Raw genomic sequence first — 25,864 nt, 5'->3', positions numbered from 1 at the left:
CGAAACGGGGATTCACTCAGCATCCCCGCCGTGCTCCGGCTCAGCGCAGAAAACCGAGCACGGCCTCCATCAATTCGGCGGGGTACTCGACGTTCGACAAGTGGACCGCGGGCAGGACAACCAGTTTCGCGCCGGGCACCGTCGCCGCGATCAGCTCGCTATGGCTGGCGGCTGTCACAGTGTCGTGGCGGCCGGCGATCACCAGCGTTGGCCTGGAAATCAGCGCTATGGTTCGGCGAAGGTCCGCATCGCGAACCGCCGCAAATAAACCAGCCAGGCCTTGCCGGTCGATGGCCAGCAGCATGGCGCGAAATTCTTCGATGACGGGCTCGTTGGCCGCCAGCATACGCGCAGGAAACCAGTTGCCCAGGAACATCTCGGCGGTTTCCGACATGTCCGGCGCCTGCAGCACGGCGGCAATCCGCTCATCAAACTGCTTTGCCGGTCCGAGGTAGGACGAGGTGTTACTCAGGATCAAGCGCTCGATCCGCTCGGGCGCGTGGATGCCGAGCCACTGCCCGACGAAGCCGCCCAACGACAGACCGAGGAAGTGTACGCGTTCAATGCCCAGGGCATCGAGCAACTCGATCACGTCGCGGCCAAGCCGGTCGAGCGAATAAGCGCCGGCCGGAACGCTCGACCCTCCGTGGCCGCGAAAATCATAGCGCAGAACACGGAAATGCTTCGACAGCTCGTCGACCTGCATGTCCCACATCCGCAACGTGGTGGCGATGGAATTCGACAGCATCAGCACGGGCTTCCCGGCGTCGCCGTCGATGCGGTAGGCGATGCGTGTGCCATCGCCGACGGTCACGAAATCCAGCTCATTCATGGTGAATACACCTTCCTTCTTGGAGCGTTGAATGCGGCAAAGCCTAGCTGCGGCGCGCTTTTGATGATATTACAAAGATGGGACCAACTCTGTAATAAAAGCTGACATGGCCGAATTCACCCTGCACGACCTGCAATGCTTCGATGCCGTGGTTCGCTGCGGCGGCTTTCAGCCTGCGGCGGCCATGCTGCATCGCTCGCACCCGGCTGTGTTCGCCGCCGTGGCAAAGCTTGAGCGGCAACTCGACCTAGTTCTTCTGGATCGCGGCGGCTATCGCGTGCGCCCGACCGAGGCAGGGCTGTCGTTCCATCGCAGGGCACAATCGCTGCTGCGCGAGCTCGAGGGCTTGCGGCTTCATGCTGCTCAGCTGTCAATGGGCGAAGAAAGCGAGATCCATGTGGTGATCGGCGACCTGTGCCCGCGCCCGCAGGCACTGGGCATGCTCGGACGGTTCTTCGCCCAGTGCCCGGGCACACGCCTGCATCTGCACTTCGAGGCGGTGGGCGGGCCGTGGGAGCGCCTCTTCGACGACGAAGCCGATTTGATCCTGCACTGGATCGACAAGAGCGACCCGCGCGTGGAATGGATCGATCTGTGCAAGGTGCCATTCGTTCCGGTAGTGGCGTCGGGCTTTCTGCCGGAGCGGATCAAGCACCCCATCACGCCGGATCAGATGCACGGGTTCACCCAATGTGTCATGCGCGACACGGCCCGCCATTCACCGCAACAAGACTACTTCATGATCGAGGGTGCGCCTCAATGCATGGTGGCCGATCAGGGCATGAAGAAGGAAATCATCCTGCAGGGTCTCGGGTGGGGCCACATGCCCCGCTTCCTGATCGAGGAAGAGCTGCGCGACGGACGCCTGCAATCCATTGCCGGTCGTCATCTGCCAGGCCGCACCGAGGAGTTGGTGGTGGCGCGCCGCCGCGACCGGCGCACGGGCCGATCTCGAACCGTCTGTGGGATCATATCGAGCAAGAGGCGCCGACGTTGGGGGCGGTTCCGGTAGAGGGCGAAATGACACCCTAAGCGGCCATGACACGTTTCACATGACAGGGATTTTAGCCGGTTTCGCCACACAACGGTCGCGGGACAAACACCTTGCAGACGGCAGAGTGCGACCCTTTCCGGTCCTCGGCGGCGGACGCGATGAACGGCTCGATTGAGCCCGAAACGAACTTCTGCCACATCGGTAACCTGCCGCCACCTCCTCAGCAAGATATGTGCTATTCTGAGGATATGCCCGCGCCCTCCGACCGATCACCCGACAAGTCGCCGGAAGACGGTGCAGTTGCATCGGATCCGTATGCGGAGCTAGCCAATCGCGGAGATTGGTCCAGGCTTCACCGCGAACTGTCAGACAGAGACCGCCGCAGTGAACTTGGCGGCGCCGAGCTCCAGCGCCTCGGGGAAGCCGCCTACATGCTTGGGCGCGAGGAGGAATTCGTTCGGGACTACGAGAGGGCCTTCGAAGAGCATCTCCGGAACGGACGCGAACGATCTGCAGCGCGTTGCGGCTTCTGGATCGGGCTCACCCTGATGTTTCGCGGAGAATTCGCCCAAGGCAGCGGATGGCTGACCCGTGCCAACCGGCTGGTCGCGGATCATGCGCCGGAATGTGCAGAACACGGCTACCTTCAGCTTCCAATGGTCGAACAATGCCTCGCCGCCGACAGTCCGGACGAAGCATTCGCGCACGCAACACGTGCAGCGGAGATCGGACAGCGCTGCGAAGATTCGGACCTCTTGGCTATCGCGCGCCACCTTCAAGGCCGGATATTGATCCTGCGCGGCGACTATGTGCGCGGCTTCGAACTGCTGGACGAGGTGATGGTTTCGGTCATCTCGGGCCGGCTCTCACCGATCGTTACCGGGCTGGTCTACTGCAGCGTGATCGAGATCTGTCAGAAATTTCATGCCACGAGCCGGGCGAGGGAATGGACATCGGCGCTGGTCGGATGGTGCTCGGGACAGCCCGACATCGTTGCCTTCACCGGCCGATGCCTGATCCACCGGGCCGAAATCCTGATCCTCGACGGCCACTGGGACGAGGCCGGCCGTGAGGCCGGTGTCGCCAGCATCCGCCTTCAGCAGGGGCCCTCGAAGCACCACGCCGGTCCGGCATTCTACCAGAAGGGCGAGGTCTTTCGCCTCCGCGGCCAATGGGACGAGGCCGATGCCGCTTATCGCGCAGCGAGCAGGCTCGGGTTCGATCCGCAGCCGGGGCTGGCGCTTATGCGATTGCAGCAGGGGCACGAGCAGTCGGCCCTTTCGGCGATCCGCCGCGCACTGCAGTCGGTCGACGACATGCCCGGCAAACTCCGCCTCTTGCCGGCTGCGGTGGAAATCACTCTCGCTGTCGGTTCTGCCGATGACGCCTGGGAACTGTGCGAAACACTGCGCGACTGCGCGCGCCAATATTCCGCGGATGCAGTCCGCGCCGCAGCCGCCGAGGCTACCGCGCGGGTGCTGATCCATGCTGGTCGAGCCGCGGAGGCATTGGCCCATATCCGGCGCACAGTGGAGATCCTCTGGGACCTTCGGGCGCCCTATCATCTTGCCCGGATGCGGGTGCTGACAGCGCGGGCCTGTCTCGCAACCGGCGATACTGAAGCGGCGCAGACCGAACTGGACGAAGCGATAAGACTTTTCCGCGAGCTCGGCGCGCGCCCCGACGAAGCCGTTGCCGGCAAGCTGCGGGCGACCATGACGGCGACAGGCAGCGAAGCTCTCACCCCCAGACAGTCGCAGGTTCTGCGCCTGATCGCGTCAGGCCTGACCAACCCGGAAATTGCCGGCGAGCTCGGTTTGAGCCAGCGGACGGTAGACCGTCACGTTAGCGATATCCTGACGCGGCTGAACGTGCGCACGCGCGCGGCAGCCACGGCCTTTGCGATCGAGCACGGCCTGATCGGCATGGGCGTATCTGGGTAATCTTACCCAAGCCAAAATTTCTCGCTGCGTGGGTATTTACGCCGAAGCGGGCAACCGTGGCGCGGGTCTAAACGTCATGGTGTGGTAAAGGCCACAGGAGGTTTTCCCGATGCAAACGAATAATAGCAGCATGAGCGGGCCGGGCGGTGTCTGGCTCGCCACCGGAACGCTGCTGCTGGCGGCTGCGCTCGTCTTTCACGGGCCACCGGACGCGGATTTGTCCGTTCAGATGCAGAATATCGCCGAGGGCCATGGGCGATGGGCTACGGTCCATTGGACGGCGGCAGCGGCGCTGTTCCTGATCGCCGGCGCTTCGTTCCTGAACCTGGCGCTCAACCCCCGGGTCCGGCATTCGCCGATGCTGAGTTCCGCCTGGATGGTGATGGCTCTCGGCGCCCTGACCACGTTCTCCACCGCAGTCGCCGAGGCATCGGTGGTCGCGGTCGCGGCCGACCGGGGTGACACCAACGCTTTCATGACCTGGTGGGCGTTTTCCGGCGGCATGGGTAACGGATTCTGGGCGCTGGCCTTGGCGACAGCGCTTGTCGCGTATCACGACGCCCGCGACAACGTCGGGATACTGCCGCGATGGGCCGCGATCGTCGGCTCGGCGTTCGGTATCCTTTCGGCAACCGGGTGGACACTCGGTGAGCAGCTCGGGATCGGCATCGGAGGTCCGATCTGGCTGATTTCCTCGCTTCTCATGTGCCTGTGGCTCGCGTGGTACGGGCTGTCCTCAAGCAGCGTCCGGTCGGGGCAAGCCACGGCGTAAAGCGCCTGATCCAGCATCATCTTGAGACAGGAGGAAAAAATGTCCCTTCAAACGAAGGAAATCGAGGCGACGATCCACGACATCCACGAATTCTTCACCGACTGGGTGGCGGGCCGATGCCCTGGCGACGACGCGACGTTCAAGAAGAACGCGCTCGACCGGATCAGCGACGATTTGGTCGCCATCATGCCAGGCGGCAGGGCGTTCGGGAAAAAAGACTTCGCAGGTTACATGAAGAGCATCTACGGATCGAATCCGGCCTTCCGTATCAAAATACGCGACATCCGGATCAGCCATCAAAGCGCCGACCTGGCGATCGTGAACTACCACGAATGGCAACGCGACGCGAAGGACTCCGATGAACCGAACAATGGCCGGGTCACGACGATGGTGGTCCGCGATCGCGGCTACAGCCGCGGGCCCGAGATCTTGCAGGTTCATGAAACCTGGCTCCCAGCCGATGTCGTTCAGTCCGCGGATTTCGCGTTCTGAAAAGCCTCGGTCCGAAACGGGCAGAGAAAGGAATTGCGCTGGCGGGACCATCGGCTCTGCCGCCGTCATGGAGCCAGAACTTTGCTTCTTTTTCAGCCCGAATTGATCCACATTCACCTGCCTTTCCAGGCATCGGTCACGTTATCCGCGAAGGCAACGCCTACGCCTACGTCCCGACGCCCTGGCCCGTTTTGTGAAGCACGCCTATCGGCGAGGGCTTGGTTCTGTCGCGCCATCGGGCGCGCCAGCCTTCTCGTTGCAGCCATTTAGAGAACTGCGAACTTCGGTTACAAGATTGCCGGAGCAGGAGCATGGAACCATGAAATGGAGACGAGTCTTGGCCGCTTCAACTGTGCTCGCGATCGTGCTCGTCCTTGGATATTCTGAAGGTTACACAGGTCGGTTCCTGTGTCGCAATTTCAAGGACGGCTGGTTTGAAAGAAGTGGGTTTATGGCGTGCTATAGAGCGCCATAGCCCACATCGATTTGACCGTTTTCCGCCGATATTGTTGAAAAGTCACCCAGCCAACCGCCTGACACATTCCGTTAGAATCTCGTTTCAGGACGAGGTTGATCGCGTATCACGAATACGCCGCCAGCTCGGCTACGGTATGCAAGCGTACTGGTTGCGCTCGTCTAGCTTCGCGCCGCATCTTTTCAACACTGTCGACCGATAGCCGAATTTCAGGCGGCGACACCATTCAGTGGCGTTGACCTGTCTGTGCCGTGACGATACGGGATCGGGACAATCGGCTTCGAGAGGATTGGCCAAATGGTGCATTACGCGGACGGGCGGCCGATCGGCGATCTGACGCTCAGGACGCTGGCCATGCCTTCGGACGCCAATGCGGCAGGCGACATTTTTGGCGGCTGGGTGATGGCGCAGATGGATCTCGCCTGCGGCATCCGCGCCGCCGAGCGCGCCAAGGGCCGCGTGGTGACGGCGGCAGTGAAGGAAATGTCCTTCGCCAAGCCGATGAAGATCGGCGACACGCTGTGCATCTATACGCATGTCGAACGCGTCGGCCGCACCTCGATGACGCTCAAGGTCGAGGCCTGGGCGCAGCGCTATCTCTCCGACCTGATGGAGAAGGTCACCCATGCCGACTTCGTCATGGTGGCGCTGGACGGCGAAGGCAAGCCGAAGGCGGTTCCGGCCGAAGGCTGACCGGCCTGATTCCAGAAGACGGATTTATACAGCCGTCTCTCCCGCGCGGGGGATGCGGACAGCGATCCCGCGTGGTCTTTGGCCAACGGGTTCCCGCATGCGCGCCTGCAGCGCGACCGACGGGATCTTGGGAGGAAAGACAATGCGTCAACACATGCTGAACGCTGCCCTGGCGGGTGCCTTTGCAGCCTTGCTCTGCCTGTCGTCCGCGAGCGCTTTTGCCGAGGTCAAAAAAGGCGATCCAGGCGCTACCTGCACGTCGGAAAACCGCACCATCAACGGGCAGGCGGCCAAGTGCGAGATCTGCTCGGCGACGAAATGCGATACCAGCGGCACGACGGTGAGCAATTGCCGCAAGGAGACGACTACGACCTGCACGATTGGCGGGCGGGTGGTCAGTCCCAACCCGAAATGGAACCGGATCGAGAAGCTGCCGAAGAGCAAGATGCAGTTACAGCAGTAGGGCTCGTCCAGGGTTATCCCAGGCAGGTTCAAACCCTTGTAGCGCAAGGGTTCAGCTGTGCATGGCGTCGAACTTCTCGCGCGCGGCCTTGACGCGCTCTGTGTTCTTGCGCGCCCATTCGCCGAGCGCATCGACCGGCACAAGCAGCTCGTAGCCAAGATCGGTCAATTCGTAGTCGACCCGCGGCGGGATGGTCGGGAACACCGTGCGGGTGACGAAGCCGTCGCGCTCGAGCCCGCGCAAGGTGGTGGTCAGCATCTTTTGCGAAATTCCGCCGACGGCGCTGCGCAGCTCGTTGAAACGCAGTGGCCCGTTGCCGAGCTTGCCAACGACGAGCACCGTCCATTTGTCGCCGACGCGCTGCAGGATTTCCGAGATGGCGCGGCAGTCCTCGGTGCGGTGCGGGTGCCTTGGTAACAAAAAAGTGCCTCCTTGCACATTGAGCGGGTAGTTACTCATATAGCTCAGGTATCTAAACGATACCAGTATTCCCGTAAGGAGAGCCCCCTCTATGTCAAAACCCAAAATCGCCATCATCATTGGTTCGACCCGCGCGGCCCGCTTTGCCGACGTCCCGACCCAATGGATTGCCAAGATCGCCAAGTCGCACGCCGACATCGACGTTGAAGTCGTCGACCTGCGCGATTTCCCGCTGCCGTTCTTCGATGAGGTCGCATCCTCCGCCTGGGTGCCGTCGCAGAACGACGTGGCGCAGCGCTGGCAAAAGAAGGTCGCCGGATTCGACGGCTTCATCTTCACCGCCGCCGAATACAATCATGGCCCGACGGCCGTGCTGAAGAACGCCATCGACTACGCCGCCAACGAGTGGAACAAGAAGCCGGCCGGCTTCGTCGGCTATGGCAGCGTCGGTGGCGCGCGCGCGGTCGAGCAGCTGAGGCTGCATGCGGTCGAGTTGCAGATGGCGCCGGTGAAGTCCGCCGTCCACATCGCCTGGTCCGATTTCCTTGCCGTCAAGCAAGGCGACAAGAAGCTCGACGAGTTCGAGCACCTCAACCAGGCGGCAACCGCGCTGGTCAACGATATTGCATGGTGGGCCAGGGTGCTGAAGACGGCGCGTCAGGCCGATGCCGTCGCCGAGGAAGTCAAGGCGGCCTGAGCACAGGTTCGAACAGTCCTCCCAAGGATTAATTCTCCCAAGCATTGGGGCGGCGCATGCGCCGCCCTTTTTGTTCACACGGCATGAGCGTCCGGCGCTTGCCGTGGCCTGATGATGCAATCGGCAAGGCGGTCCATCTCATTCAGTTCGTCGGCGTGATGCTGGCCCCACTGGCAAAGTGCCAGCAGGATGGGCTCGAGGCTGAGGCCGAGCCGCGTCGCCGAATATTCGACGCGCGAGGGCATCTCGGCAAAGATCTCGCGGCGCACGAGGCCGTGCTCTTCCATTTCGCGAAGCTGCTGGATCAGCACTTTCTGGGTGATATCGGGCATCAGCGCCTGCAGCGCCGACAGCCGCCGGGGCCCGTCGAAGAGATGGTACAGGATTACCGCCTTCCAGCGGCCCGAAATCACCTTCAGCGCGCGCTCCGCCGGCAGCATCGGCAGTCTCTTGATCAGCTTGGCCATGGTCACCTCCCGGTCAGCAGTGGACAAATCGGTGTGTAGTCGAAGCAAGGCAGATAGTGGCAAACAGCGGCCGATGCCAACAGCGATCGGCGCATGCGATGAGAGCCATTCAACTGAACCGTTTCGGCGGGCCCGACGTTCTCGACATAGTCGTGGTGCCGAAGCCTGATCCGCAAGCCGGCGAGGTCCTGGTCCGCGTTCATGCGGCCGGGGTGAATTTCTTCGAAGTGCTGATGCGTAGGGATCGCTATGCGGTGACGCCGCAACTGCCGATGATCCCTGGCGTCGAGGCCGCCGGGATCGTCGAGGCGCTCGGGCAGGGGGTGGAGGCTTCCTTGCTCGGCACGCGCGTCGCCGCGCCGTTGCTCTCCTCGAGCCGGCCGTTTGGCGGCTATGCCGATTATGTGACGATCGACGCAAGCCTGGCCGTGCCCTTGCCGGATGCGCTCTCTTTCGAAGACGCGACGGCATTGATGGTGCAAGGGCTGACGGCGCTGCATCTATCGCGGCAAAGCCCGCCGGCCGGCAAATCGGTGCTGGTCGCGGCTGCCGCGGGTGGCGTCGGCTCCCTGCTTGTCCAGCTTGCCAAGCGCGCCGGGGCGAGCCGTGTCATCGCGGCAGCCGGCAGCAAGGCCAAGCTCGACCTTGCTTTGTCGCTGGGGGCCGACGCTGCCGTCGATTACAGCAAGACGGATTGGCCGGAGCACGTCCGGGCAGCGACAGGCGGCGCTGGCGCCGACATCATCTACGACATCGTCGGCGGCCCGCTGACGGCGGTTGCGCTGGAGGCTTTGGCGCCTTGCGGAGAGTTGGTGTTTGCCGCACTGGGGAGATACAGGCTCGGCGCCCCGCAGATGGAGGCGATGATCGGTCGCAACCAGTCGCTGAGGGGTTTTGCCCTGCTGCCGCTACTGTCTACGGACGGACTCCGTGACGGTCTTTTGGAGCTTTTCGATCTGGCCGCGAGCGGTGAGCTCAAGGTGACCAACGGCGGCCGCTTCCCGCTCGACCAGGCCAGCCACGCGCATCGCCTGCTGGAGGAGCGCGGCGCTACCGGCAAGGTCGTCTTGATACCTTAGTAGGTGCTCGGCAGGAGCCGAGGATCCGGGCGTGTGCCGTATAGGCCGTCAGCGAACCCGGTAGAACGGGTTCGGCAACAGGAACAGCTTCTCGGCATGCCCGCCGAACAGGTCGGATGGCTGGTCACCGACATTGGCAATTATCGTGTAGCCGGCCTTTTCGATTTCGGCCCTTATGGGTGCCTTGAAATCTGCGGCGGAGCCGTATTTGGCCCCAGGCTGGACCATGTAAAGTTGCTCATAGCCGGCATAGCCGGCCGACTGCAGGTTCTGTTCAGTTGCCTTGCGCTGGTCCTCCGGACGTCCGGTGATGAAGAACACCGTGACTTTCGCCGTTCGCGCCTGCCGGAAGACCTCCAACACCGGGTCAATGGCCGGATCCTTCGCAAGCTGGTCCCAGGCGGCCCAGCCACAGGGACCGTCGATTGCGATGTCGCAGGCGCCGCCGATCGGGCGGCCGAAATTATCACGTGTGATCACTTCCCAGTTGGCCAAAGCCGTCTCGTCGATGTCGAGCACCAGTGCGGGGCGAGGCACCTCCATTGCGCGCTTGACGATCCAGTCGCCTGCCTGCTTCGCCACAGCGGCAAGGTCGCGATCATAGTCGCCGGAATCATGATAATTGGCAGCCGCCAGCATCGCATCGCCGACATTGGCTGGCTGGGACGGGCTTGTGAGAAGGAGCGAGTCGGAACGCGCCGGCGCAGGAACATTTGTGCCGATCGTCAGCACGATTGCCCCGACACGCGCAATTCTATTCCAACCAATCGCCCGCATCACGAGACTCTGCGGTCACGAGAAGTCGGCTGTCAAGCGAGGTCTTCCACGGTAGTGTCTCAGTTTGAAATTTGAAACTCGCGAAAGCGCCTATCCCGGTTTGCTCGCCTGGGCGAAACCGCCTATGTGCTCAGCGGAAAGTATGGAAGGCACCCAATGTCAGATCCGATTCAGTTGCTACCATTCGCCTTGTTGACAGTCCTCACAGCAATCCCCGCGTGGGTGCTGTTTGGACGACTAAGAATGTCTCGGGCGTGGGCGCTTCTCTCTGTGGTCCCGTTGGGAATGATAATCATTCTCTGGGTCGTCGCGTATAAGCGCTGGCCAATTCAGGAGGCAGCAATTGCCCATCGGACCTAAAGGCCAGAAGCGCCCCACCGATGTGATCGGCAACGCCGTCCGCGTCATGCGCATGCAAGACTCCTGCGAGGAAGTCGTGCTTCGGTGGCCAGGCACGCCGCCACCGCCTGACTACGATGGACCGTCGTCTTAATTTCAAACTGAGACACTACCCTTCCACAGGTTCTCGAGACTGCGACGCTGAATTGGACATTCCAGATGCCGAATGTCTCTATGGGTTGCTGCAAGCTACACGATTTCCGCCGTTGCGGTCTTTCCCTCCGACAGGTGACGCACCGCCGAAACCGCCGGCGGAAGTGCGTCACCCGAAGTCATAGCCACCACGGCCTTTGCCGTACGCTATGCCGCCTGAACGATCTCGACCAGCTCGACGTCGAACACGAGATCCCGTCCGGCCAACGGATGATTGCCGTCGAGCTTGACGCTGGTGTCGTCTACGCCGACGACTGTTACCGGCATCGGGCGCCCTTCTGGGGTTCTGACCTGCAATCGAGTGCCGATATCGACGTTGATGTTGTCTGGTACGCGGGCGCGATCGACGGTCATGACCGCTTCGGGGCGGTGGGGGCCGTAGGCGGCGTCGGCGGGAATGGTGACGGTGCTTTTCGCGCCCACCTCCATACCCTCGACATGGGTTTCGAGACCGGCGATCACTTGTCCTTCACCCAGCGTGAATTGCAGCGGTTCGTTGCCGGAAGAATCGAACTGAGTGCCGTCAGCCAGGCGGCCATTGTAATTGATGCGCACGGTGTCGCCATTCTTGGCCTGTGTCATGATAGCCATCCTTTGAAAGTTTCGAGGGGCCGGCCAAAGCTCACGGTCCCGTCCTCGATCATCCACGCACTCGGGTGCGCGGGGCGAAACGCTAAAACTAGGGACCTGGCTGCCGATGTAAACCCCGATTGAGCTACGCCGGCATGATGCCGCCGGCGCTCGCTGCCTTCGGCAGGAGTGCGCCGGTCTACCGGTCATGCCGGCTCAACCCATTCAGGCGGCGTGCAAATGGTGGCTAGATCAGGTGATGGCCGCCATCGATGCGGATTGTCTCGCCGGTCGTGAAGTCGCTTTCCATGAGATAGACATAGGCGGCGGCGACGTCGGCAGCGGCCGGAATTTTTCTCGATGGCAACCGGGCAGCCATGTCGGCAAGGAAGCCGGACTTGGCTTCTCCAACGATCACGCCGCAAATGGGTTGAGCAGAAGGCCGAGAGAACAGGATCGTCTACATTCGAGCGGCTATTATCGGCTCGCCCGAACCGCGGTGATGATCAAGGCATGCGAGTCGAAAAGCACACCGTCCGCGGTCAAATGCGCGTCGAGCAGATCGCGCAACCGCCGCAGCGCCGCATCGGCATCCACATCTGCGCGGGCGAGCGGATCCTTGACCAGTTGCAGGCCAAGCAAAGCGTCATAGGCCGCATCGACGTCCCTGCCGTAGAAGACCGGCTCATGCACTTCGGCGAAGTCGATCGACACAAATCCGGATGCACGCAAGATCTCCGCGGTGATGGCGGGATCGCCAAGCGAAAACGGGGTGGCGGCGCCCGCCGATATGGCGGTCCCCGGCGCAATTGCCCGCTGAATGGCAGTCGCCCATTCGTTGCGGTTCTGGCCCTGCCATACCATCCATACAAGACGCGCCCCTGGTCGCATCGCCCGGGCGATGTTGGCGAACGCCGCCGCCGGATCGGCAAAGAACATCACGCCAAACCGACTGATGCACAGATCGAAGCCCGCCGGCGGAAACACCAGCAATTGCGCATCGCCGCGCTCAAAGGCGACGTTTCGCAATCCCTCTTCCGCGCTACGCCTCCGGGCGATCTCGAGCATCTGCGCCGATACGTCCACGCCAAGCACGCTGCCTTCCACCGCGACACGGGCGGCATCGCGAGAGGATTGTCCCGAACCGCATCCGATGTCGAGCACGCGATCGCGCGTTCCCGCCTTGACCGCAGCCCTGAAGACCTCGTTGTGCCGTCGCAGTTCGGCGTCGTAAAAATCAGCGCAGTTCAACACCATCGCACGCCTGCCTGGAGATGGGGCCGGCAGCATTTCCGGCCGCTCCGCTCTGATCTTTTCGCGTCGGGTCAGCCCAGGACTGTCAACCGCGCCGTGCCACCTCGATCGCAGCAACGTCTATTTTCTTCATCTCCATCATGGCGTCGAATGCGCGCTTTGCTTCATCGCCGCCGGCGGCCATCGCTTCGGTCAGCACGCGCGGCGTGATCTGCCAGGAGATGCCCCACTTGTCCTTGCACCAGCCGCAGGCACTCTCCTGGCCGCCATTTCCGACGATGGCGTTCCAGTAGCGGTCGGTCTCCTGCTGATCGTCGGTGGCGATCTGGAAGGAGAAGGCTTCGTTGTGTTTGAACGCGGGCCCGCCATTGAGGCCGAGGCAGGGGATGCCGGCGACCGTGAACTCGACCGTCAGCACGTCGCCCGCCTTGCCGGACGGGTAGTCGCTGGGAGCGCGGTGGACGGATTTCACCGAGCTGTCGGGAAAAGTCTCGGCATAGAAGCGGGCCGCGGCCTCGGCGTCCTTGTCGTACCAAAGGCAGATCGTGTTCTTGGCGATTGTCATTGCTGGTCCCTTTGCTTTCGAAATCAATCTGGGCTTTTGAAATCAACCCGGGTTTTCACAGCCGGCCGCGGCGTTGCACCACGAACATGGAAATGCGCTCGTGCCATCGACGTTCCGAAAGCAACACCTGCCCGGAATCAAGCTACCACGGCTGGTGCTTTCAGGACCAGATGCGGCCAGTGACTCGAACCGGCGATGGTCGGCCTGGTCCGACCGGCGGCCTCACTTTTTGCGTGGGGCAGCGCCGCTTTGCTCAAGGTCGCGCTGGCTTTCCGTTGGCGCGCCGTTGCCTCAGAAGGCGCATAAGCAAGTTCCGTCTGTCCTTGCGCGGGACGAGTTCGATGTCGCTGACAAGTTTTGCGCCGCCCTTGTGCCGCTCCAATGTGATCTTGCGGCTGTGGAAGGCCTCCAGTTCGGCGCGGTGCGCCACGCTTATGATGGTGACCTTCGGCAATTCGCGAATGATCATCTCCATCATCTTGTCCTGGCTCTTCTCATCGAGCGCCGACGTTGCCTCATCCAGCACGATGATATCGGGGCGGTGCAGCAGAAGACGCGCGAAGGCGAGGCGCTGCTTTTCGCCACCCGACAAGGTCTGGTCCCATGGCGCATCCTCCTCGATCCTCTCGTTGAGATAATCGAGTCCCACCTTGTCGAGGGCAGCCTTGATCTTATCCAGCGTCCAGTTGTCGGCGGCGCCCGGATAGGCGACTGCGCGGCGAAGCGTCCCGGTCGGGATGTAAGGCCGTTGCGGCAACATGAACAACCGTCTGTCGGCGCGGATGTTGACGCTGCCGCTACCCCATGGCCACAGACCCGCGACGGCCCGCACCAGCGTGCTCTTGCCCGAGCCGGATTCGCCGGCGACGAGCACCCGTTCGCCCGGTTCGATCACGACCTCGGTTTCCTTGACCACGGCGGTGCCGTCGTCGAGCGACACGGAGAGATTGTTCAGGCTGAGCATCGCATCGCCGCCGGTTTCGCCGCGCTGTATGCGTCCCAGCGTGTTGCTCTGCTCCGCCCGCTCGAGCCCGTCGAGCGACATCATCAGCGAGGCGATGCGCCGTGCAGAGGCGTTCCAGTCGGCGAGACGGGGATAGTTGTCGACCAGCCATCCGAACGCGCCCTGCACGATGGCAAACGCCGAGGCAGCCTGCATGACCTGTCCAAGTGTCATGCTGCCTTCGAGGAACTTTGGAGCGCAAAGCAAGACCGGCACGACAGGCGCAAACAGGCTCGACCCCTGCGACACCAGCGCCGTGCGCATGTGCTGGCCTGCAAGGAGCGCCCATTGCCTGAGCACATGGCCGAACGTCTTGTCGATGCCGCTACGCTCTTCCTCCTCGCCGCCGAGCAATGCGATGCTCTCGCCGTTTTCCCGCACGCGCGTCAGCGTGTAGCGGAACTCGGCTTCAGCCTGATTTTTTCCCTCGGAGAGGCGGACGAAATGGCGGCCGATGACCGCCATCGAAGTGGACGTGATCGCGGAATAGAGCACCGCGGTGATGACCAGGAAGCCGGGAATGGTGACGGTCGAACCTGCGATCGGCAGGGTCAGGGCGCCGCCGATCGTCCAGAGCACCACGATGAAGGTCGAGGCCGACAGAAATGCGACGATGACACCGGCGATGAAATCGACGGGCGATTCGGTGGCAATCCGCAAATCCTCGGCGATGCGGGCTTCGGGGTTGCTGTGGTCGCCGCCGACGAGATTCAGCTGATAGTAGCGGCCGCTCGCCAGCCAACGCGCGATGACCGCTGTGGTGAGCCAGGAACGCCAGCGGCGCTGTATCCTCATGCGAAAGAAGACTTGTGCCACCACAAGGCTTGCGCTTCCGAACACGAGTGGCAGGAACACGGCGCTCAGCCAATATACGGTATGGGCATCGCGTTGCTCGATGGCGTCGAAAATTGCGCGATTCCAGACATTGATCCCATATTGGAAGCCGACATTGGTGACGATCAGAACCAAAAGCCCGATCGTCAACGGCCAAGCGACCCTGTCGCCACTGCTACCCCAATAACCGCGCGCGCTGATCCAGAAGCGCTTAAGCAGGTATCTCTTGCGCGCCCGCTCGGCCTCTTCCGGCGTCAGCTCAGGATCGGGTTCGATGACATCCGGCAGCGGCGCGGGCTCGCCGACGACCTCTGACGCGACTTCGACGGTCGATTGTTTCTCGCGGCGCAACTTCTCGGCATCGCGCGATTGGGCGCCGTCAACCGATTTCGGCTTTAATTTAGCCTCGGGCATCCGGCGATAACGGCTTAAAAATCAGAAGGTTTCATAGCGTCCGCTCGAGATGCCGGATGCCAACAACGCCACGGCTTCTCAGCTGTTCCGGTGCTTGCAGCAGTTTTCGAATGAGAGGCTTTGATCGTTGCGGGCGGCAGGCCGCCGAGCGTCGGCTTAGCGGCGCGAGAAGTGCCATCGGCCCGAGTCAACAGGATCGAGGAGGAGAGATCATCTCGATTGCGATCGTGAGCATCTGCTGCCCAGCCCGACCGTGCCAGCGCTGAATTCCGGAACAAGGGTGCGATTTTGCCGTTGAGCCAGAAACTGGAAGCGACCCGCATGTCCGAATTGCCGAATGAAGAGATCGAAGGGCGGCTGAACGCCCAGCGCGAGACTCTGGCGCTGGTCGTTGCGCTGCTTGCCAGCAAGGATACGGCACCCGAGCGAATATGGGCCGAACTGGAGGCCCGTTTTCAGTTTCAGAACAGTCAGGAGGACCCCGGCGTCCTGCCAAGCAGCGCATTCGCCATCGAGGCTGCGAAAATGCGGGAGTTCAAGCTGATCGCCGAAGAGGCGAGGGCGCGCAATGCCGAATGGAACGGCAGGGACAAGCCACAGGGCGCCAGCTGAAACCCCGGCGAGTGGTTGCAGGACCGGCTATTTTACGGTGACTGAGCAAGCGTCAGCTTTGCTGCAAAAGTGCGCGCGCCAACTCTTGCCATTCCTCGTCAAGCGTTAAGGTCGACGGCGCCGCATTGCTGCGGCGATACCAGTATTCCGCATTCGACTGGTCGCCTTCCTTGCGGTGGAGATAGGCATGCACGTGCATGCCCGCCGTATCGTCGCGCTGCTGCGCGCACTCGTGCGCCTTAGCCCAATCGCCCTTTGCATCCCACCACAGCGCCTGCAGGGCAGGGCTCAAGCCGGCTGGCGGCTGTGCTTTGACAATCGAATCCCTGAAGGCTCGCAGATCCATTTTTCACCATAGCGACGGTACAGGGCGCCGATAATAACCGCGCCGGCAGCCGACCGCTAGCGCGCATCGGGCGGGATGACCGGAATGGGTGTCGGAAGCGGATAACCGCGCGGCCAGGCACTTGATTCGATCTCCACGTCCGCAATGGGTCCGCGAGTCGCCGTTGCCTGCACGGGCTGGAGAGCGGATGCTCCTTTTCATCTCGTCGCGAACGTGATGATCTCTGGGCTCGAAGGGCCAAGTGGGCTGCCGTCAAAGCCGCCGAATTGCTGTTCGATCCGTAGCCCCGCTTTCCCCAGCAGGGTCGATAAGGCGTCCATGTCGAGGAATCGCAAGGTGCTGCGACTAATTTGCGGAAGGCTCGGATGCTTTCCGCCGAACCTGTGGGTGAATGTCACCGTCTGTCCATCGAACGGCATGATCACCTCTGTTGTGATCTGCACCAGAGACCCGTCAGGCAGCTCAACGACGACCGCATTTTCGGGTGTCCAGTGCTCCCACGCCCGCACCGAAGGGTTCCGCGTTTCGAAAGCGAAGCATCCGCCTGGCACAAGGGCATGTCGGACAGCCGCCATGAAATCCCCCAGGTCTTCGTCGCTGACAAGGGCCTGGAATGCGTGCCCAGTCATCACAATGAGATCAAACTCGGCTGTCCAGCCGGTCGATTGGAGATCGCCGAGGACCCATTCGATATCCGTGCGCGTTCGTGCGCGATTCAACACGCCGGGTGCTGGGTCGATGCCGCAGAGCCGCCCTGAATGTCCCGCCAGGCGTGCCTCGTGAAGGAGGGTGCCCGTTCCACATCCGACATCAAGCACCGCGTCTGCTGTTAGAATGCGGGGTAGGTAGAAATCATAGTCGTCGCGCGCAGATCTCGGGTGCCAGGCATCGTAGACGGCAGCGAGATACGGGTCGGCGAAAAGCTGGTCGACCATAGGCGGTATTCCCAATCAACTTTGACTGTGCGAGCGGTGTCGCCGCGAGCATATAGCCATAAATCGCGCCGCTTCTTACCGCACGACCTCGCGGTGGCCGCCGGGCAGGCGGGTGGCGATGAGCTTGTCGATGCGGCGGCCGTCGAGATCGACCACCTCGAAGCGCCAGCCTTGCGCGTCGACACATTCGCCGGTCGCCGGCAGATGGTGCAAATGCGACAGCACATAGCCGGCGACGGTTTCGTAGTCGCGGTTCTCGGGCAGGTCGATGCCGAGGACCTCCGCCATCTCGTCGGCCTGCATGTAGCCGGCGAGCAGCCATGAGCCGTCCTCGCGCTTGACGGCGTTTTCCTCTTCGCCGGCGTCGAGATCGGAACGGAAGACGCCGGTGATCGCTTCCAGAATGTCGGCCGGGGTGACGATGCCTTCGAAATGGCCGTATTCATCATGAACCAGCGCCATCGGCACGTCGGATTCCTTCAGCGTCGCAAGCACGTCCAGCGCATCGGCCTGGTCATGCACGATTGGGGCCGTGCGCACGTGCCGGCGCGGGTCGAGAGCGCGACCGCCGAGCATCGCCGCCAGCACGTCGCGGGTCTGGACGACGCCGATCATGGCGTCGACGCCGCCGTCGCCGGCCGGCAGGCGCGAATGCTGGGTGTCCATCAGCAGCTTCCTGATGGCCGCCTCGTCGGACTGCAGATTGATCCAGTCGACCTCGGTGCGCGGCGTCATCACCGCGCGCACGGCACGGTCGCCGAGACGCATGACGCCGGCGATCATGCGCCGTTCGTCGGATTCGATGGTGCCGTGGTGCTCGGCTTCGGCGACCAGCATCTTGATCTCCTCGTCGGTGACCTTATCCTCGCTCTGGCCGTGCTGGCCAAGCAGCCACAGCAGGGCGCGGCCGGAAAAATCGAGCAGGAAGACCAGCGGCGCCGAAACGCTGGCGAGGATGGTCATCGCCGGAGCGACCCTGACGGCGACCCGTTCGGGGTCGCGCAATGCGATCTGCTTGGGCACCAGTTCGCCGATGACCAGCGAGCCATAGGTGATGATGGCGACGACAATGCCGACACCGAGCGGGTCGGCAAGGCTTTCGCGGACGCCGGCCGACGCCAGGAAGGTGGCCAGCCGCTCGCCGAGCGTGGCGCCGGAAAAGGCGCCTGACAGGACGCCGACCAAGGTGATGCCGATCTGCACCGAGGACAGGAACTTTCCCGGATTGGCGCCGAGCGCCAGGGCCCGGCCGGCGCCCTTGACGTTGCGGTCGATCATCGCCTTGAGGCGCGCCGGCCGCGACGAGACGATGGCGAGCTCGGACATCGACAGAAGGCCGTTCACGCAGATGAGGACGACCACGATGGCAATTTCAGCATAAAGCATGCCGGTCCATAGCATTGCCGCGCGGTTTTCGAAAATAGGACGGTCGCGCTTTTTAAATTTAGCGAGCGGAGCAGTCAGGCGGCCCCCATGCCGCATCCCAGGGCGGCGCGGAAAAATGCTCGATCAGGGCGTCGACGACGACGCGCACCTTTGGCGCGAGATTGCGTGTTACCGGCCAGATGGCATGCACCACCGTGTTTTCGACAAGACAGTCCGACAGAACCATTTCGAGCTCGCCGCGCCTGATGCTGTCGGCCGTCAGCCATGTCGGCAGATAGACGATGCCGCAGCCGGCCAGTACAGCATCGAGCATCGGTTCGCCGTGGCCGAGCACTAGCCGCGCCTTGGGCGCGAACTTTTCGAGGCGGCCGTCGGCATGCCTGATGGTCCAGGGATGGACCGTGCCGTCGCGGCCGTAGCCGATGAGACTGTGCCTGGCCAGGTCCTCGATCGAGTGCGGCCTGCCATGGGCGTCGAGATAGGCGGGGGCGGCGACGATGGCCGAACGTTGGGCATAGATGCGGCGCGCGGCGATCGACAAGCTGTCGTCGAGGTCGCCCATGCGGACCGCCAGGTCGATGCCTTCCTCGATCAGGTCGACGCGCCGGTCGTTGAACGAGATTTCCATCGTCAGATCCGGGAATTTCTTGGAAATGCCGAACAACAGCGGGGCGACGCACCGGCGGCCGAAGGCCAAGGGCAGGTCGACGCGCAGCCGCCCGGAAGGCACCTGCTTGCGCGATGCCAACAGCGACTGGGCGGCTTCGATCTCGGCCAGTGCCCTGACGCAGGCTTCGTAGTAGCTCAGGCCCTCACTGGTCGGGCTCAGGCTGCGGGTGGTGCGGTTGAGCAGGCGGACGCCCAATCGCTGTTCCAGCTGTGCGATCGACTTGCCGACCGCCGATTTCGTGACATGCAGCCGTGCGCCGGCGCCGGTGAAGCTGCCGGCCTCCACCGCGTGAACGAATGCGACGATGCCTTGCAAATTGGCCGATTCCAATGAAGCGCTCCTATTGTAGAATTTTACTCCTTAATCTGTTGCGGAACATGCCACATGGAAGCACTTTTCTCCATAGTGAAACGGCGTAAATGTCTCGCGCAACCATCAACCACGGAGCGCGAACCAAATGAGCACCGAAAACAGATCCTGGAAGATGACCGGTTTCGGCCTGTCCAGTTTGAAGCCGGCTGAGGGAAAGCTGCCCCAACCCGGGCCGCATGATCTTCTGGTACGCGTCACAGCGGTATCGCTGAATTACAAGGACAGGATGATCGTCGATGGCGTGCTGATACCGGACCTCAGCTTTCCGTTCGTGCCGACATCGGACGCGGTAGGCGAAGTGGTCGCCACCGGCAGCGAAGTCAGCCGCTTCGGCATCGGGCAGCGCGTGCTCGGCCAGGTGATCGCCGACTGGCCGGACGGCGACGCCCCGCCGGTGCTGCACAAGCATACGTTGGGTTCGTCACTGCCCGGGACGCTGTCCGAGCATGTGCTTTTTCACGAGGATGCCGCCGTGGCGGCGCCGCCGTCGCTCAGCGACGTCGAGGCATCGACGCTGCCGATCGCGGCGCTGACGGCGTGGTTCGCGCTGGTCGAGGCGGCCAAGCCGATCCCGGGCGAAACCGTTCTCATCCAGGGCACCGGCGGCGTGTCGCTGTTTGCGCTGCAGTTTGCCGCCGCCTTCGGCCTGCGCGCCATCGTCACCTCGAGCAGCGACGAGAAGCTCGATCGGGCGAAGGCGCTCGGCGCCTGGAAGGGGATCAACTATCGCAGCCAGCCGGCATGGGACGAGGCGGCGCGCGAACTGACAAACGGCGCCGGCGTCAGGCATGTGCTGGAAATGGTCGGCGGCGACAATGCGCGGCGCTCGCTCAATGCGCTGGGCGCCGACGGCAGGCTGTCGCTCATCGGCCTTCTCGGCAGCATGGAGCTCAGTTTCCCGATCATTCCGTTCCTGCGCAACCGGATCGTCGTACAAGGCATATCGATCGGCCACCGCCGTGCTTTCGAGCGGATGAACCAGGCGATCGAGACGCTCGCGATCAAGCCGGTGATCGATAAGGTGTTTGGCTTCGACGAGGTGCCGCAGGCATTTGAGCGTCTGGAGACGGGACCGTTTGGCAAGATCGTGATCACCGTGCCCTGACCTCGTCGGGACGAAAATGGCTGTCAGACGGGAAGGCCGATTGCGCGCCTACGGCAGTTGCAGCAGGACGCCGATGATGGCCTTGCCGTCGGTGAAATAGGCATCGCCTTCGCCGTTGCGCCCGGTCTTTGTGGCGCCGACGCCTGGTATCTCGCTGGTCGAGATCAGCATGCCGGCGGCGGAGAGATCGCGCATCAGCGCATCGCGCTCGGCGTCGATGTCGGGGCCGATGTGATGGGTGATCGCGCCGGTGTCATGGCTGAGGCCGACGCCGCGGTCAAAGCTTGCCGAGCCAAGCCAAAGCGGGCGGCCGTCGTCGCCGGTTGAATCGGTCTGCCAGAAGCGGACGTGGTGGCGCCGGTCGGCGCTGTCGCCGACCGGTTTTTCGAAGGCTAGGTCCTGGGCGCGTCCTTCGAACAAAAGCCGGCTGACCGGCGCATCGGGATAGGGGCGGTTAAACAGCACGCTTTCGCCGATCTCGATCGCGGTCTTCAGTGTGACCGCGTCTGCCGTATCCCAGCCGGCGACGGCAAAGGCATGGACAAGCTCCTTCTTGGTGCCGACCAGGCCGACATTGATCGGATCGCCCGGAATGCCTTGCGGCGTGTGCGTCACCATCTCGAATTGCTGATTGCGAAAATTGCGGTCCCGCAACGTCCAGAACTCAGGCGCGGCGAAATAGGCGAGCGAAAGATAAGCGGCACAGCATGCCACCAGCCAGGTCGTTGCACGTCGTCGAAGGCTTCGTTGGCTCAAGAGGCACCACCCAAGCGTCTGCGCACCATCTTAATCGGCGCAGCAGGTCTTGGGCAGGGGCCGCAATCAGCGGCAGGCGCGGTAGCCGTTCTTGCGGTTCTTGATGTCGAAATGGAAATGGTTGCGGTGGTCGTAATTGTAGCCGGGGCCGAGCACGGTGGTGAAATACTGGCAGCCGTCGGCGCGCACATTGTTGAGGAAGCCGCGTGTGCGGAAGGCGAACAGGCCGGGCTTGCGGACGTCGATGTCGTCGCCATTGTTAAGCTCAATGCTCATCACGTCGAGCGCATTGCCCTTGCCGTGTTCCGACAAGACACCTTCGCCGGCAATCCTGCGGCAGGAATAGCTCGAGCCCTGGTGGATGGTCTTGACGCCTGAAAAATAGCGCCAGCGGGCCGACGGGACGAGTTCGTTCCTTGTCCAGCCGGCAAAGGTGGCGGCCATGTCGCAGGTCAGCGTCGCCGCCGGCTTCATCTCGACGCTGCCGATGGCCGAGACCTTGACCGGATAGTCGATGCCGCACTGGCCTTCATGGATCGGCGCAACGTCGGTGTAGACGACGCCGAGGCGCTTCAGTTCCTTGCGGCAATCGATCTCCGTGGCCGGCATCTGTTCGGCCGGCGACATCGGATTGTCCATGCGCGGATAGGCGGCCGTCATATAGGGGTTGGACGGGACGAGGCGCTGCATACCCGAATATTGCGGCCCGGAATCTTGCATGCCGGAATCTTGCGGGCCGGAATATTGTGGGTCGGAATTAGGCGGGACGGCAGCGGTCTGGCTGCCGACATCGACGGCCGGCTGCAGCGACAGCACGCTGCCGGTGTTGCAGGCCGAGACCGCCGCAATGGCAAGCATGGCGGCAAGCCTGCCGGCCATGCGCGCGCGTCCTGTGTGCCGCGCAGCGGCAAGCGCAGCGCGAAGTAGCCCGGCCATCGGAAGGGTTCCTGTCCCCAGATGGCACAGACTCTAAACCTGAAGAGTAAAGGAAAAATCAGCGGCGCCGTTCACGCCTGCGGCCAAATTGCGGCGCCCGCCATCGGCGGCCGGCGTCATTGGCAAAACGTGCCGCCATTGCGGCGCGGTTCGAGATCGAAGTGGAGATGCAGCGAATGATCGGCATCGCTGCCGGGGCCAAGCACGGTCTTGAACGGCCCGCAGGCCGCCTTGCGCACTGCATCCAGGAATTTCGCATCCTTCTGTGGCGGCGCTGGACCGACATCGATCTCTTTGCCGTCGGAGAGCGTGAAGCTGGCGATGTCGAGCGCGTTGCCGAAGGCGTGCTCCGACAGTTTGCCGCCGGCGTGGCGCGGCCGGCAGACGAAGGCGGAGGCCTGGCCGATCGATTTGATATCCGTGCCGAACTCGGCCTTTGCGGCAGGCTGGATGACGGACGCAGCAAAGCGGGCGGCCGCTTCCGCCATCTGGCAATTGAGCTCGGGGTCCGGGCCGATGGCGATGGATTTGCCGAGCGTCTTCAGCACGATCGGGTAGGGGATCGAGCAACCGACCGCCGTATCATGCTCGGGCTTGCGCTCCTCGAAATCGACGCCCATCGACTTCAGCCGCCTGCGGCAGGCCAATTCCTCGGCCGGCATTTCTTTCCCGGCAATGGCGGCCGATCGAGGATCTGGAAGAATTTTTTGCTCCGCCTTCTCGTCTGCCTCGGCCGGGTTTGGTGGCGCGCCCGGTGGGCTTGCCGGCGGCTCAGCCCGCGCCGGCTTTTCGGGCGGCTGTGGTGCAATCGCCGGCGGCTCCGGCTGGCTGGTCGTAGGTTCGCCGTTCTGGGGCTGGCCGTTCTGGGAGTGACCGCCTTGGGGCTGAGTGGCCTGGGGCGGCTCAGCCGCCGGGGCATCCGCCGGGCGCGGTTCGGGGACCGGGATCTCGGTTGGTGGCGGCGGAGTGACTTGCTGGTTGAGCTGCGGAACCGGTGCAGTTTGCGGCAGCTCGGGCGTCTTGGCTAAAACGGGTCCCGTCAGCGGCGTAGCCGCAACGGCCAGCAGCAATCTGCCCAATCTGAAAAAGCCAAACGCCGCCATTACGTCGCAACGGCCAGAATGCAGGGAAGTTGCCTTGGGCGAGGAGGGCGACCGATCACAATCGGTAACCGCGTCGTCACGCGCCGATCGCTTCCAGGCCTTCCTCGAGCCAGTCCGCCAGCAGCGGCATGCCGAGCAGATATTTTGCCGTGCGCTTGTTGGCGCGCTCGCGGGCAGCGGTCAGCGCGTCCATCCATTCCGTTGCGTCATAGTCGCCGCGGCCGACCCAGGCCAACGCAATCAGTTCGGCCGCTTCGTCGACATTGAGATCGTCGATCAGCTCGCGCAGTTCTTCTTCGGTGAGATCTTCGGAGCTTTCCTCGGCAAGGCCGTCATGATGGTGGTTGTCGTGCGCGTTGCCGTCGAGCTCTACCTCGTGCTCGGCGCCGTCGGCATAGTCTTCGTTGACGGCTGCGCTGAGCGCCTTCGCCTTCAGGATGAACAGGCGCACGGTGTCGGGACCGATCGAAAGCTCCCAGTCTCGTTCAACGCGTTGCTGCACCGGCCGTCTCCCTGCTTCGTGCTCGGTCGGTCCCGATGATAGCGGATTTGCAGCGCTCGTCACGTTCTCTTGCGCGGCGGCGTTAATCGTGAAGCATGATTTCCGATGCCCTCCGTTGCCGGGATAAGATGGCCTTCCTGGGAGAGATCGCCGTTTTGAGATAGGATGGCATTTTCCGGGGACGAAACGGCTTCGGCCCGGCGTTAGTGTTGCATTGTCAGGTTCAAAGGAGAGTTCAATGCGCAGACGATTGCTGATTTACGCCATGGCCATCGCCGCCCTGCCGCTGATTGCGGCTCCGGCGTTTTCGGCTGGTGAAGGCGGGGGAGGTGGCGGTGGCGGCGGCGGCAATGGCGGCGGCGGCGGCCAGAGCCAGTGCAAGAAGGGGCAGGCCTGGGACAAGAAGCAGAAGAAATGTGTCTCGCCAAAGCAAGGCATGCTGGATGACGACAGCATCTATGATGCCGGTCGCGCGCTGGCGATGGATGGACGCTACGACGAGGCGATCGCCGTGCTCAGCCTCGCCGCCAACAAGCAGGACCCGCGCATCCTCAATTATCTCGGCTATTCGCACCGCCATTCCGGCCGTGTCACCGTCGGCCTCGGCTACTATGAGGAAGCTCTGCGCATCGACCCGAATTACACGCTGGTACGCGAATATCTCGGCGAGGCGCACCTGCAGATCGGCGATCTTGCCGGCGCCCAGGAACAGCTCCGCGAAATCGAGAAGCGCACGGGCAAGGGATCTCGCGAATACGGCATGCTGTCGGAGCAGATCGATCATTTCATGAGGAGCTGATCCGACCTCCGGAACGCTGCTCATAACCGGCTGCGAGCGATCGCAGCCGGTTTTTTGCTGTGCTGGATGCTGCCCCGAACCCGGAATTTGGCATCACGGCACACGTGATGCGCCCCTTGACGTGAGGTCAGCCGCGCAATCGGTGGACGATTTTTCAAAATCCGACTTTTTGGACGTGAAAAACCCGCGAAGATTGCTATATCTTGCAGGATTGTGGTGAGACGGTTCCGTTAGCGAGGCTGCCGGACCGTTTTCTTTTTGTACCATCGACAAGGTCGCTCCCGATTGCGGGGGCGGCGGCAGGAAAGGTCAGGCATTATGAACAAGGTCCCGATGACAGGCGAGGGGTTCGCGTCATTGAAGGAAGAACTGCGCTGGCGCCAGCAACAGGAGCGGCCGCGTATCATCGAGGCGATTTCCGAAGCGCGCTCGCATGGCGACCTCTCCGAAAATGCCGAATATCACGCGGCAAAAGAGGCACAGAGCCTCAATGAGGGCCGGGTCAACGAACTCGAGGACCTGATCGCGCGGGCCGAGGTGATCGACGTCACCAAGCTCAGCGGCGACAAGGTCAAGTTCGGCGCCACCGTGGTGCTGGTCGACGAGGATACCGAAGAGAAAAAGACCTACCAGATCGTCGGCGACCAGGAGGCCGACGTGAAGTCCGGCCGCATCTCGATCTCCTCGCCGATCGCGCGCGCCCTGATCGGCAAGGAAGTCGGCGACGCCATCGAGGTCAACGCACCGGGCGGCGCCAGGGGTTATGAGATCGTCCAGGTGCAGTTTATTTAAGGGTTAAGGGCGTGGGTGCCTTTAGCCTCATCAGGTAGCGCCGCCCCTCATCGCCCTGCCGGGCACTTCTCCCCGTATAGTGACGGGGAGAAGGGGCTGTCATCGATGATTTCGCCAATTTTCAGCGTTGCAAATAAGCGCCGACTTTTGCGTTCAGCCCCTTCTCCCCGTCACTATACCTATCGGATTCACACATTTTGCAGATTGAGTTTGGTTCCGTACTTGATGGCGTGGAATTCGGCGAGGCCGATGCG

Annotated in this window: 29 protein-coding genes and 1 pseudogene; 12 read left to right on the top strand and 18 right to left on the bottom strand. The window is 62.7% G+C overall.

The window, feature by feature from the left end; translation table 11 throughout:
- Positions 1-40: 40 nt before the first annotated feature.
- Complete coding sequence (locus AC0L2X_RS20145; RefSeq protein ID WP_473559070.1) at positions 41-832, bottom strand: alpha/beta fold hydrolase; 792 nt, start codon at positions 830-832, stop codon at positions 41-43.
- 106 nt (positions 833-938) lie between these two features.
- Here AC0L2X_RS20145 and AC0L2X_RS20140 point away from each other — a divergent pair.
- Positions 939-1,864 (top strand): annotated as a pseudogene (locus AC0L2X_RS20140) (LysR family transcriptional regulator).
- Positions 1,865-2,191: 327 nt separating this feature from the next.
- Here the strand turns inward: AC0L2X_RS20140 and AC0L2X_RS20135 are convergent.
- The gene (locus AC0L2X_RS20135; RefSeq protein ID WP_352489049.1) at positions 2,192-2,605 is read right to left on the bottom strand and encodes a hypothetical protein; all 414 of its coding nucleotides are present in this window, start codon (positions 2,603-2,605) and stop codon (positions 2,192-2,194) included.
- Here AC0L2X_RS20135 and AC0L2X_RS20130 point away from each other — a divergent pair.
- The 5 genes from AC0L2X_RS20130 to AC0L2X_RS20110 all read left to right on the top strand — a co-directional run bounded on the left by AC0L2X_RS20130 (position 2,582) and on the right by AC0L2X_RS20110 (position 6,664).
- Positions 2,582-3,769, top strand: a complete 1,188-nt coding sequence (locus AC0L2X_RS20130; RefSeq protein ID WP_473559072.1) for a helix-turn-helix transcriptional regulator — start codon at positions 2,582-2,584, stop codon at positions 3,767-3,769. The two genes, AC0L2X_RS20135 and AC0L2X_RS20130, sit on opposite strands and share 24 nt — an antisense overlap.
- A gap of 109 nt (positions 3,770-3,878) precedes the next feature.
- Positions 3,879-4,541: a hypothetical protein gene (locus tag AC0L2X_RS20125; protein ID WP_473559074.1), complete on the top strand. Its 663-nt coding sequence runs from the start codon at positions 3,879-3,881 to the stop codon at positions 4,539-4,541.
- A 39-nt stretch (positions 4,542-4,580) separates the two neighbouring features.
- A complete protein-coding gene (locus AC0L2X_RS20120) occupies positions 4,581-5,033 on the top strand; it encodes a nuclear transport factor 2 family protein (protein WP_473559076.1) in 453 nt (150 codons plus the stop codon).
- A 772-nt stretch (positions 5,034-5,805) separates the two neighbouring features.
- On the top strand, positions 5,806-6,201 hold the full coding sequence (locus AC0L2X_RS20115) for an acyl-CoA thioesterase (protein WP_023678380.1): 396 nt from the start codon (positions 5,806-5,808) through the stop codon (positions 6,199-6,201).
- 97 nt (positions 6,202-6,298) lie between these two features.
- Positions 6,299-6,664 (top strand): hypothetical protein, encoded by a 366-nt coding sequence (locus tag AC0L2X_RS20110; RefSeq protein WP_473559078.1) that lies wholly within the window; start codon positions 6,299-6,301, stop codon positions 6,662-6,664.
- Between the two features lie 51 nt (positions 6,665-6,715).
- On the opposite strand, the gene AC0L2X_RS20105 is transcribed toward AC0L2X_RS20110, so the two are convergent.
- Entirely contained in the window at positions 6,716-7,084 is a 369-nt protein-coding gene (locus AC0L2X_RS20105) for a winged helix-turn-helix transcriptional regulator (protein ID WP_023678378.1), read from the bottom strand.
- Positions 7,085-7,175: 91 nt separating this feature from the next.
- Here AC0L2X_RS20105 and AC0L2X_RS20100 point away from each other — a divergent pair, with 91 nt between their 5' ends.
- On the top strand, positions 7,176-7,781 hold the full coding sequence (locus AC0L2X_RS20100; protein ID WP_473559080.1) for an NADPH-dependent FMN reductase: 606 nt from the start codon (positions 7,176-7,178) through the stop codon (positions 7,779-7,781).
- A 74-nt stretch (positions 7,782-7,855) separates the two neighbouring features.
- On the opposite strand, the gene AC0L2X_RS20095 is transcribed toward AC0L2X_RS20100, so the two are convergent.
- Entirely contained in the window at positions 7,856-8,248 is a 393-nt protein-coding gene (locus tag AC0L2X_RS20095; protein ID WP_473559082.1) for a winged helix-turn-helix transcriptional regulator, read from the bottom strand.
- Positions 8,249-8,346: 98 nt separating this feature from the next.
- On the opposite strand from AC0L2X_RS20095, the gene AC0L2X_RS20090 reads away from it, so the two are divergent.
- A complete protein-coding gene (locus AC0L2X_RS20090) occupies positions 8,347-9,327 on the top strand; it encodes a quinone oxidoreductase family protein (RefSeq protein ID WP_473559084.1) in 981 nt (326 codons plus the stop codon).
- Positions 9,328-9,375: 48 nt separating this feature from the next.
- Here the strand turns inward: AC0L2X_RS20090 and AC0L2X_RS20085 are convergent, their stop codons facing one another.
- The 6 genes from AC0L2X_RS20085 to AC0L2X_RS20060 all read right to left on the bottom strand — a co-directional run bounded on the left by AC0L2X_RS20085 (position 9,376) and on the right by AC0L2X_RS20060 (position 15,296).
- Complete coding sequence (locus tag AC0L2X_RS20085; RefSeq protein ID WP_473559085.1) at positions 9,376-9,966, bottom strand: HAD family acid phosphatase; 591 nt, start codon at positions 9,964-9,966, stop codon at positions 9,376-9,378.
- Between the two features lie 837 nt (positions 9,967-10,803).
- Entirely contained in the window at positions 10,804-11,238 is a 435-nt protein-coding gene (locus AC0L2X_RS20080; protein WP_352469784.1) for an FKBP-type peptidyl-prolyl cis-trans isomerase, read from the bottom strand.
- 235 nt (positions 11,239-11,473) lie between these two features.
- Positions 11,474-11,644, bottom strand: a complete 171-nt coding sequence (locus AC0L2X_RS20075; RefSeq protein WP_473559087.1) for a hypothetical protein — start codon at positions 11,642-11,644, stop codon at positions 11,474-11,476.
- Positions 11,645-11,703: 59 nt separating this feature from the next.
- Positions 11,704-12,483 carry a class I SAM-dependent methyltransferase gene (locus AC0L2X_RS20070; RefSeq protein ID WP_473559139.1) on the bottom strand — a complete coding sequence of 260 codons (780 nt, stop codon included), beginning with the start codon at positions 12,481-12,483 and terminating at the stop codon, positions 11,704-11,706.
- Positions 12,484-12,565: 82 nt separating this feature from the next.
- The gene (locus AC0L2X_RS20065) at positions 12,566-13,039 is read right to left on the bottom strand and encodes a VOC family protein (RefSeq protein WP_473559141.1); all 474 of its coding nucleotides are present in this window, start codon (positions 13,037-13,039) and stop codon (positions 12,566-12,568) included.
- A gap of 259 nt (positions 13,040-13,298) precedes the next feature.
- Positions 13,299-15,296 carry an ABC transporter ATP-binding protein/permease gene (locus tag AC0L2X_RS20060; protein WP_473559089.1) on the bottom strand — a complete coding sequence of 666 codons (1,998 nt, stop codon included), beginning with the start codon at positions 15,294-15,296 and terminating at the stop codon, positions 13,299-13,301.
- 321 nt (positions 15,297-15,617) lie between these two features.
- On the opposite strand from AC0L2X_RS20060, the gene AC0L2X_RS20055 reads away from it, so the two are divergent.
- Complete coding sequence (locus AC0L2X_RS20055; RefSeq protein ID WP_292658141.1) at positions 15,618-15,908, top strand: hypothetical protein; 291 nt, start codon at positions 15,618-15,620, stop codon at positions 15,906-15,908.
- Positions 15,909-15,960: 52 nt separating this feature from the next.
- On the opposite strand, the gene AC0L2X_RS20050 is transcribed toward AC0L2X_RS20055, so the two are convergent.
- From AC0L2X_RS20050 to AC0L2X_RS20035, 4 genes are all read right to left on the bottom strand, one after another.
- Positions 15,961-16,254, bottom strand: a complete 294-nt coding sequence (locus tag AC0L2X_RS20050) for a hypothetical protein (protein ID WP_473559090.1) — start codon at positions 16,252-16,254, stop codon at positions 15,961-15,963.
- 197 nt (positions 16,255-16,451) lie between these two features.
- The gene (locus AC0L2X_RS20045) at positions 16,452-17,189 is read right to left on the bottom strand and encodes a class I SAM-dependent DNA methyltransferase (RefSeq protein WP_473559091.1); all 738 of its coding nucleotides are present in this window, start codon (positions 17,187-17,189) and stop codon (positions 16,452-16,454) included.
- A 75-nt stretch (positions 17,190-17,264) separates the two neighbouring features.
- The gene (locus tag AC0L2X_RS20040; RefSeq protein ID WP_352489066.1) at positions 17,265-18,575 is read right to left on the bottom strand and encodes a hemolysin family protein; all 1,311 of its coding nucleotides are present in this window, start codon (positions 18,573-18,575) and stop codon (positions 17,265-17,267) included.
- 58 nt (positions 18,576-18,633) lie between these two features.
- Positions 18,634-19,575: a LysR family transcriptional regulator gene (locus tag AC0L2X_RS20035; protein ID WP_473559093.1), complete on the bottom strand. Its 942-nt coding sequence runs from the start codon at positions 19,573-19,575 to the stop codon at positions 18,634-18,636.
- Between the two features lie 127 nt (positions 19,576-19,702).
- Between AC0L2X_RS20035 and AC0L2X_RS20030 the strand changes: the two genes are divergently transcribed.
- Positions 19,703-20,722 carry a zinc-dependent alcohol dehydrogenase family protein gene (locus AC0L2X_RS20030; protein ID WP_473559094.1) on the top strand — a complete coding sequence of 340 codons (1,020 nt, stop codon included), beginning with the start codon at positions 19,703-19,705 and terminating at the stop codon, positions 20,720-20,722.
- A 48-nt stretch (positions 20,723-20,770) separates the two neighbouring features.
- Here the strand turns inward: AC0L2X_RS20030 and AC0L2X_RS20025 are convergent, their stop codons facing one another.
- From AC0L2X_RS20025 to AC0L2X_RS20010, 4 genes are all read right to left on the bottom strand, one after another.
- Positions 20,771-21,478, bottom strand: coding sequence for an LssY C-terminal domain-containing protein (locus AC0L2X_RS20025; protein ID WP_352489069.1), 708 nt, complete (start codon positions 21,476-21,478; stop codon positions 20,771-20,773).
- A 66-nt stretch (positions 21,479-21,544) separates the two neighbouring features.
- On the bottom strand, positions 21,545-22,414 hold the full coding sequence (locus tag AC0L2X_RS20020) for an extensin-like domain-containing protein (RefSeq protein ID WP_473559096.1): 870 nt from the start codon (positions 22,412-22,414) through the stop codon (positions 21,545-21,547).
- Between the two features lie 116 nt (positions 22,415-22,530).
- A complete protein-coding gene (locus AC0L2X_RS20015) occupies positions 22,531-23,076 on the bottom strand; it encodes an extensin-like domain-containing protein (RefSeq protein WP_473600270.1) in 546 nt (181 codons plus the stop codon).
- A gap of 517 nt (positions 23,077-23,593) precedes the next feature.
- Positions 23,594-24,019: a DUF3775 domain-containing protein gene (locus AC0L2X_RS20010; protein WP_352489072.1), complete on the bottom strand. Its 426-nt coding sequence runs from the start codon at positions 24,017-24,019 to the stop codon at positions 23,594-23,596.
- Between the two features lie 238 nt (positions 24,020-24,257).
- Between AC0L2X_RS20010 and AC0L2X_RS20005 the strand changes: the two genes are divergently transcribed.
- Both AC0L2X_RS20005 and greA read left to right on the top strand, forming a co-directional pair.
- Complete coding sequence (locus AC0L2X_RS20005) at positions 24,258-24,818, top strand: tetratricopeptide repeat protein (RefSeq protein WP_352489073.1); 561 nt, start codon at positions 24,258-24,260, stop codon at positions 24,816-24,818.
- A 318-nt stretch (positions 24,819-25,136) separates the two neighbouring features.
- Positions 25,137-25,610 (top strand): transcription elongation factor GreA, encoded by a 474-nt coding sequence (greA, locus tag AC0L2X_RS20000; protein ID WP_023719113.1) that lies wholly within the window; start codon positions 25,137-25,139, stop codon positions 25,608-25,610.
- The last annotated feature ends 254 nt before the right edge of the window (positions 25,611-25,864 follow it).

This window comes from Mesorhizobium sp. WSM4828 (assembly GCF_055811175.1).
The sequence above is the reverse complement of the archived record's forward strand: the minus strand, read 5'-3'. Positions and strand labels throughout refer to the sequence as shown.

What these genes read in the sequence shown, in the direction of transcription:
- AC0L2X_RS20120 (WP_473559076.1), top strand. Translation starts at nt 4,581, where the DNA reads ATGTCCCTTCAAACGAAGGAAATCGAGGCGACGATCCACGACATCCAC.
- AC0L2X_RS20060 (WP_473559089.1), bottom strand. Translation starts at nt 15,296, where the DNA reads ATGCCCGAGGCTAAATTAAAGCCGAAATCGGTTGACGGCGCCCAATCG.
- AC0L2X_RS20145 (WP_473559070.1), bottom strand. Translation starts at nt 832, where the DNA reads ATGAATGAGCTGGATTTCGTGACCGTCGGCGATGGCACACGCATCGCC.
- AC0L2X_RS20045 (WP_473559091.1), bottom strand. Translation starts at nt 17,189, where the DNA reads ATGGTCGACCAGCTTTTCGCCGACCCGTATCTCGCTGCCGTCTACGAT.
- AC0L2X_RS20110 (WP_473559078.1), top strand. Translation starts at nt 6,299, where the DNA reads ATGCGCGCCTGCAGCGCGACCGACGGGATCTTGGGAGGAAAGACAATG.
- AC0L2X_RS20030 (WP_473559094.1), top strand. Translation starts at nt 19,703, where the DNA reads ATGAGCACCGAAAACAGATCCTGGAAGATGACCGGTTTCGGCCTGTCC.
- AC0L2X_RS20005 (WP_352489073.1), top strand. Translation starts at nt 24,258, where the DNA reads ATGCGCAGACGATTGCTGATTTACGCCATGGCCATCGCCGCCCTGCCG.
- AC0L2X_RS20070 (WP_473559139.1), bottom strand. Translation starts at nt 12,483, where the DNA reads ATGGTGTTGAACTGCGCTGATTTTTACGACGCCGAACTGCGACGGCAC.
- AC0L2X_RS20015 (WP_473600270.1), bottom strand. Translation starts at nt 23,076, where the DNA reads ATGCCGGCCGAGGAATTGGCCTGCCGCAGGCGGCTGAAGTCGATGGGC.
- AC0L2X_RS20115 (WP_023678380.1), top strand. Translation starts at nt 5,806, where the DNA reads ATGGTGCATTACGCGGACGGGCGGCCGATCGGCGATCTGACGCTCAGG.
- AC0L2X_RS20100 (WP_473559080.1), top strand. Translation starts at nt 7,176, where the DNA reads ATGTCAAAACCCAAAATCGCCATCATCATTGGTTCGACCCGCGCGGCC.
- AC0L2X_RS20125 (WP_473559074.1), top strand. Translation starts at nt 3,879, where the DNA reads ATGCAAACGAATAATAGCAGCATGAGCGGGCCGGGCGGTGTCTGGCTC.
- AC0L2X_RS20020 (WP_473559096.1), bottom strand. Translation starts at nt 22,414, where the DNA reads ATGGCCGGGCTACTTCGCGCTGCGCTTGCCGCTGCGCGGCACACAGGA.
- AC0L2X_RS20055 (WP_292658141.1), top strand. Translation starts at nt 15,618, where the DNA reads ATGTCCGAATTGCCGAATGAAGAGATCGAAGGGCGGCTGAACGCCCAG.
- AC0L2X_RS20040 (WP_352489066.1), bottom strand. Translation starts at nt 18,575, where the DNA reads ATGCTTTATGCTGAAATTGCCATCGTGGTCGTCCTCATCTGCGTGAAC.
- AC0L2X_RS20090 (WP_473559084.1), top strand. Translation starts at nt 8,347, where the DNA reads ATGAGAGCCATTCAACTGAACCGTTTCGGCGGGCCCGACGTTCTCGAC.
- greA (WP_023719113.1), top strand. Translation starts at nt 25,137, where the DNA reads ATGAACAAGGTCCCGATGACAGGCGAGGGGTTCGCGTCATTGAAGGAA.
- AC0L2X_RS20080 (WP_352469784.1), bottom strand. Translation starts at nt 11,238, where the DNA reads ATGACACAGGCCAAGAATGGCGACACCGTGCGCATCAATTACAATGGC.
- AC0L2X_RS20095 (WP_473559082.1), bottom strand. Translation starts at nt 8,248, where the DNA reads ATGGCCAAGCTGATCAAGAGACTGCCGATGCTGCCGGCGGAGCGCGCG.
- AC0L2X_RS20085 (WP_473559085.1), bottom strand. Translation starts at nt 9,966, where the DNA reads ATGCTGGCGGCTGCCAATTATCATGATTCCGGCGACTATGATCGCGAC.
- AC0L2X_RS20050 (WP_473559090.1), bottom strand. Translation starts at nt 16,254, where the DNA reads ATGGATCTGCGAGCCTTCAGGGATTCGATTGTCAAAGCACAGCCGCCA.